The organism is Stenotrophomonas sp. PS02301 (genome assembly GCF_029959485.1).
GTDB classification, from domain to species: Bacteria; Pseudomonadota; Gammaproteobacteria; order Xanthomonadales; family Xanthomonadaceae; genus Stenotrophomonas; species Stenotrophomonas maltophilia_Z.
Map to the genome: position 1 here is coordinate 1 of NZ_JASCOO010000154.1, position 6,453 is coordinate 6,453.

4 protein-coding genes and 1 rRNA gene are annotated in these 6,453 nt (G+C 66.8%); 2 read left to right on the forward strand and 3 right to left on the reverse strand.

What is annotated here, in order from left to right:
• Positions 1-48 precede the first annotated feature (48 nt).
• Positions 49-1,545: a S41 family peptidase gene (locus QMX81_RS20155; protein WP_121042236.1), complete on the reverse strand. Its 1,497-nt coding sequence runs from the start codon at positions 1,543-1,545 to the stop codon at positions 49-51.
• 125 nt (positions 1,546-1,670) lie between these two features.
• Positions 1,671-3,095: a peptidoglycan DD-metalloendopeptidase family protein gene (locus tag QMX81_RS20160; protein ID WP_183073790.1), complete on the reverse strand. Its 1,425-nt coding sequence runs from the start codon at positions 3,093-3,095 to the stop codon at positions 1,671-1,673.
• Between QMX81_RS20160 and QMX81_RS20165 the strand changes: the two genes are divergently transcribed.
• Together QMX81_RS20165 and QMX81_RS20170 are read left to right on the forward strand one after the other, a co-directional pair.
• Positions 3,094-3,756 (forward strand): hypothetical protein, encoded by a 663-nt coding sequence (locus tag QMX81_RS20165; protein WP_121042823.1) that lies wholly within the window; start codon positions 3,094-3,096, stop codon positions 3,754-3,756. The two genes, QMX81_RS20160 and QMX81_RS20165, sit on opposite strands and share 2 nt — an antisense overlap.
• A 54-nt stretch (positions 3,757-3,810) precedes the next feature.
• Positions 3,811-5,541, forward strand: coding sequence for a M28 family metallopeptidase (locus tag QMX81_RS20170; RefSeq protein ID WP_121042234.1), 1,731 nt, complete (start codon positions 3,811-3,813; stop codon positions 5,539-5,541).
• 585 nt (positions 5,542-6,126) lie between these two features.
• On the opposite strand, the gene rrf is transcribed toward QMX81_RS20170, so the two are convergent.
• Positions 6,127-6,241: ribosomal RNA gene (gene rrf / locus QMX81_RS20175) — 5S ribosomal RNA — on the reverse strand.
• Positions 6,242-6,453: the final 212 nt, after the last annotated feature.

The following is a 6,453-nucleotide window of genomic DNA, read 5'->3' on the forward strand; positions in this document are numbered from 1 at the left end:
ACGTACGGTTGGATTTCTGCTGAGCCGGCCAGCGGCCGGCACTACCGGTCAGGGCTTGATCGGCGCCGTCGACGCCGGTGCATCCGGCTTGGCAGGCGCGGGAGGAGCCGGCGCAGTCGCAGGTGCTTCCGCCGGCTTCGTTTCTGACGGCTTCGCATCTGATGACTTCGCGTCGGCCGGCTTGACCGCGGCCGCTGCCGGCTTGGCCGCCGGCTTCTTCGCCGCGTCCGCCTTCTGCCTGGCCAGCACCGAACCGGGCTGCTTCAACTCGGCCAGCGCGTCATTGATCGGGCCATCGCCCGGCAGCACATCACCGGCCTTGTAGCCTTCGGTGCCTTCTTCGTCACCGCGCAGGTGGCCGGGCAACGTGGCTTCGCTGTAATCGGTCAGGCTGGCCGGCAGCTCGTCGTCACCGGCGCGCTTCTCCGGCTGCAGCAGCACATCGGGAATGATGCCGGTGGCCTGGATCGACTTGCCGCTCGGGGTGAAGTACCGCGCGGTGGTGAGCTTCACCGAATCGCCGTTGTCCAGCGGCAGCACGGTCTGCACCGAGCCCTTGCCGAAGGTGCGGCTGCCGACCACGCGGGCGCGGCCGTTGTCGCGCAGCGCGCCGGCCAGCACTTCGGAAGCACTGGCCGAGCCGGCGTCGGCCAGCACCACGACCGGCGCGCCCTTGAGCAGATCGCCCGGGGTCGCATCGAAGCGGGCATCGCTGATCGAGATGCGGCCACGGGTGCTGACGATGTTGCCCTTCTCGAGCAGATCGTCGGCCACCTGCACGGCAGCGGTGAGCAGGCCACCCGGGTTGCTGCGCAGATCCAGCACCAGGCCCTTGAGCTTGCCCCCGGCCTGCTGCTGCAGCTGGGCAACGTGCTTCTGGAAATCGGCACCGGTGTCGGCCTGGAAGGTGCTCAGGCGGATGTAGCCATAGCCGGGTTCCAGCATCCTGCTGCGCACGCTGGTGACGCGGATGGTCTCGCGGGTCACCGTGACATCGAACGGCTTGGGCTTGCCTTCGCGCACCAGGGTCAGCACCACCTTGGTGCCGGCCACGCCGCGCAGCGGTTCGGTGGCTTCGATCGCGCTGATCGGCTTGCCGTCGATGGCGATGATCAGATCGCCGGCGAGAATGCCCGCGCGTGCGGCCGGGGTATCGTCGATCGGCGAAATGACTTTCAGGCTGCTGTTGTCGGGCTGCTGCTGCAGCTCCACGCCGATGCCGTCGTAGGCGCCGTTGGCCTGCTCATCGAAGGCTTCGGCGTCTTCCTTGTCGAAATAGGTACTGTGCGGATCCAGGTCCAGCAGCAGGCCGCGGATGGCGGACTGCATCAGTTTCTTGTCGTCCACCGGATCCACGTAGGCGGCGCGCACCGCGTTGTAGACGGCGACGTAGCGGCGGATCTCTTCCAACGGAACCCGTGAGGTCACCGCTTCTTCCGTGGTGGCCGCATCGGCCCCGCGTGCCGGCGCTTCGGCGGTCTGCTGCGCCCAGGACACCGCGGGCAACAGGGCCAGCAGCAAGGTGGCGGAACGGGCTACGCGCATGAAGCACTCCAGGGTGAGCGGGGGACGGTTGACCACGCACGGGGTGCGTCGCCCGATTATGCGCGAAGCGACGATAAATTCCCGTTGAACCCCGTGCCTGGCGGCGCGCCCGTGTTGGGCGCGGTTTATCGCCGCTGCAGCCAGCTGCCCGGGTCCACCGGCTGTCCGTTGCGGCGCAGTTCGAAGTACAGCGCGGTCACGCCCTGGCCACCGGAATTGCCGACCTTGGCCACCGCCTCGCCCTTCTTCACCGTGGCGCCGGCATCACGCAGCAGCGTGTCGTTGTGCGCATAGAGGCTCATGTAGCCGTTGCCGTGATCGACGATCAGGATCATGCCGTAGCCGGTCATCCAATCGGAAAACACCACCGTGCCATCTGCGACGGCGGTGATGGTGCTGCCGGCGGGCGCGCCGATCAGCACGCCACTGCTGGTGCGGCCATCGGGCAGCTTGCCGCCGTAGCGGGCGAGCAGATTGCCCGACAACGGCCAGCCCAGACCGCCCACCTTGGGCGCAGGCGCGGAGGCAACCGCAGGGGGCGTCTTGGTCGCGCGCGGCGGTGGCCGGGTACCATTCGCGGCGGCGGCCCGGTCCGCCTTCTCGGCGGCCGCCTTCTCCGCGGCGGCGCGGCGCGCGGCAGCACGACGCTCTGCTTCGGCACGGGCGGCGGCGGCGCGCAGATTGGCCAGCAGGGTTTCCAGCGCCTTGGCATCCTGGCCCAAGGCTTTTTCGCGTTCGCTGCGGTCTTTGTACCGTTCGTCCAGCGAGGCGACCGTGGCCGCCCGCTCGCGACGATCGTCGGCCAGCGTGGCGACCTGCTGTTTCTGCTGTTGGCGGGTGCCTTCCAGTGCCTTGCGCCGTTCGACGATTTCCGTCTCCACGCGCTGCAGTTCGGTGAGATCAGCCGTCAGGGACTGGATACGCTGCGCGCGCTCGCGCTGCAGATACCGGTGATAGGCCAGGCTGCGGTTCGCATCGGCGACACGGTCCTGCGACAGCAGCAGCTTCAACGGCGCGTTGTTGCCGATGCGGTACGCCGCGCGCAACAGCGAGGCCAGTTCCGCCCGCTGCTGCTCCAGGCCGGCCTGCAGCGCATCGCGCTTGGCCTGCAGTTCGTTCATGGCGCGGGTCTCGCGCTGCAATGCGGTTTCGGTCTGGGCCAGCACGCGCCCTGTGCGGGCGACCTTCTCATCGGCGTCGCGCAGCTGGCGCGACGCCTGCCCGCGCTGCCCTTCCAGATTCCGCCGCTCCTGGGCCACGCCCTTGAGCTCGCTGCGCAGCTTCTGCAGCTTGCGTTCGGCTTCCTTGGAGGATTGTGCAGCCAGCGGGCTGGCGCCGAGAACGGCCACGGCCAGCAGCAGCGCACGCAACGCTGGGGTCAGCCACTGCGTGCGACCGCGTCCGTCGGTCGGATTGTTATCCCGGCGTGAGGAAAAGGCGTTGTGGCGCAAGGGCTTTCCAGTGACTTCAGGCAGATGCGGATTGCAACGATGCATGGTGACATTCCTGCAGGCGGCCTGCCAGCCGCGCTCCACCATCGAGGTTCCCATGAAACGCTCCCTGCTTCCGCTGCTGCTGGCCCTGACGCTGCCCTGTGCGCCGGCCTTCGCAAGCGACAACATCAGCAAGGTCAACGGCAGCATCTCCGCCGAGGCCGGCCAGAGCTACGGCAATCTGGAGACGGTCAACGGCGGCATCAAGGTCGCCGAAGGCGCGGTCACCGGTCGCATCGAAACCGTCAACGGCGGCATCCGCGTGGCCGATCGCGCGCGTACCGGCGGCATTTCCACGGTCAATGGCAGCGTGCGGGTCGGGCGCGAAGTGGTTGCCAGTGGCGGCGTGGACACCGTCAACGGCGGCATCTTCCTGGATCGCGGCACCCAGATCGACGGCGGGCTGGAAACCGTCAATGGCAGCATCGGCCTGGTCGAAACGCGCGTGGCGCGCGGCATCGAAACCGTCAACGGTGACATCACCGTGGGCGTGGGTTCGCAGGTCGAAGGCGGAATCGAGGTCAAGAAGCCGAACTTCAACCTGTCGCTGACCCCCGGCCGCAAGCCGCGCGTGATCATCGGGCCGAACGCGTCGGTCAATGGATCCCTGCAGTTCGAGCGCGAGGTCACCCTGTATGTGCACCGCACTGCCCGCATCGGCCCGGTCAGCGGCGCCGTGGCAGTGCCCTTCGATACCGACACCGCGCCACAGGATTGATATGGTGGCCACTGGTGCGCTGCGCACCCGCCTTTCCCGTTCCAGGAACCGATGATGCCCCGCAAACTTCTGTTGTGCCTTGCCGCTGCCGCTGCGTTGACCGCATGCAAGGGCGAATCCGCCGCGCCCACCGCGGCGCCTGCCACCGACGCGGCACCGACCGCACCGGGCCATGCGTTCTCGCCCGAGATCAATGCCGGCGACTTCGCCGAACTGGTCAAGACCTTGGCTTCGGATGCGTTCGAAGGCCGCTCCCCGGGCAGCAAGGGCGAAGAGCTGACCGTCAATTACATCCGCGACCAGATGCAGCGCATCGGCCTGCAGCCAGGCAACGGCGACAGTTGGTTCCAGGACGTGGCGATGACCGAGACCACGGCCGATGAGTCGACCGTGCTGACGCTGGACCAGGCCGGCAAGACCCGCGAGCTGACGTTCGGCACCGACATGGTGATCGGCACCCGCAGCGGCCAGCCGGACGTCAAGGTCGAGGCCAGCGACCTGGTGTTCGTCGGCTACGGCGTGGATGCGCCGGAGCAGAAGTGGAACGACTATGCCGGCCAGGACTGGAAGGGCAAGACGGTCGTGATGTTCGTCAACGATCCCGGCTTCCACGTCAACGACGAGAAGCTGTTCGACGGCAAGCGCATGACCTATTACGGGCGCTGGACGTACAAGTTCGAAGAGGCCGCACGCAAGGGCGCCGCCGCCGCGCTGATCGTGCATGACACCGCCGGTGCCTCCTACGGTTGGGACGTGGTCAAGAACTCGTGGGCCGGCCCGCAGTACGACCTGCCGGCCAAGGATGACCCGGAAGCGCGCCTCCCGGCACAAGGCTGGCTGAGCGCCGACGCCGCCCGCCAGCTGTTCGCCGAGGCCGGCCTGGATCTGGACAAAGCGTACAAGGACGCCAGCAAGCGCGGCTTCAAGCCGGTCCCGCTGAAGGCCAAGGTGTCCTTCGATCTGAAGAGCACCATCGCCGAGAAGAAGTCGCGCAACGTGGTCGGCGTCCTGCCGGGCAGCAAGCGTGCCGATGAAGCCGTGCTCTACATGGCGCACTGGGATCACCTGGGCAAGCACGAAGGTGAGCAGGGCGACACCATCTACAACGGCGCGGTCGACAACGCGACCGGCGTGGCCGGCATCCTGGAGGTCGCCGATGCGATGGTGCACCAGCAGCCAGCACCGGAGCGTTCGGTGGTGTTCCTGGCAGTGACGCTGGAAGAGTCCGGCCTGCTGGGCTCGAAGTACTACGTCAGTCACCCGACCTTCCCGCTGGACAAGATCGCCGGTGTGATCAACATCGATGCGATGTCGGTGGCAGGCCGTGCCAAGGACATGACCGTGACCGGCTTCGGCAGCTCCGAGCTGGAAGACATCCTCAAGCCGCTGGCCGCGAACCAGGGGCGTACCCTGCACGGCGAGACCGCGGTGCAGAGCGGCTTCTACTTCCGTTCGGATCACTTCAACTTCGCCAAGGCGGGTGTGCCGGCGCTCTATGCGGACGGTGGTGAGGATCTGCGCGACGGCGGTGTCGAGGCGGGCCGCAAGGCGGCCGAGGACTACGGCAGCCACCGTTACCACGGCCCGAAGGACGAGTTCGATCCCGCAACCTGGAAGCTGGATGGCACGGTTGAGGACCTGCAGCTGCTGTACGGGGTTGGCAAGGAACTGGCCGGCGGCGACCGGTGGCCGAACTGGTACGAGGGCAATCCGTTCAAGGCGGCACGCGATGCGATGATGAAGGGCAAGGGCGCTGAGACGCCGGCCGCGGAGTCTGCACGCTGAGCGGTTGATTGCTGTGACGTGATCTTTGCTTCATGAAAACGGCGCCTTTCTAGGCGCCGTTTTTTTTGGGTCGGCGGCTGGGTTGGTCGGGCTTTGGGGCGCGATACCCTTGCCGGTGACGCCCCCGGCCGCCGCCTTGCGGCGACGCCCTCCTCCTTGATTTCGCCCACAAGGGCATCGCGACCCAACGTATCCAGACAACTGGCGCCGCCCAGCATCAGCGCGACAGCGAGTGCCGGGATTGATCTGGTCAGTCCGCACACAGCACGCGAAGCCTCGTAGCGGCCGGTAGGCTCCTGGGCAACATCAAGGAGGAGGGCGTCGCCGTCAGGCGGCGGCCGGGGGACATTTGCCGAGGGGCCTGCCGGCCGCTACGGGGCCCTCACGCTCGTGGAAGATGCAAGCGGAGACGCCACCATTCCCAAAACGCAGAACTACCCAACGACACCCGCCGCACTGGCCGTACCGTCCGCACGCGCACGACCGTACGCGTCTGCTGCGGCAGTTGTAATGAAACGCTCCCCGTCCGTTGGGAGACGGACAAAAAAAACCCCGCTGCGTGAGCAGCGGGGTTTTGGGTGTAAACCCTGGCGATGACCTACTCTCGCATGGCTTAGGCCACACTACCATCGGCGCAGCTGCGTTTCACTTCCGAGTTCGGGATGGGATCGGGTGGTGCCACAGCGCTAATTTCACCAGGGAGACGGTTGGAGCAGCGCGTTGCGCCAGCTCGGCAGAGGTCTCTTCCGAGAAACAGATACCTGTAAAAACCAGGTGCCTGCAATAAAAGAAAACCCCGCTGCGTGAGCAGCGGGGTTTTCGGGGTAAAAACCCTGGCGATGACCTACTCTCGCATGGCTTAGGCCACACTACCATCGGCGCAGCTGCGTTTCACTTCCGAGTTCGGGATGG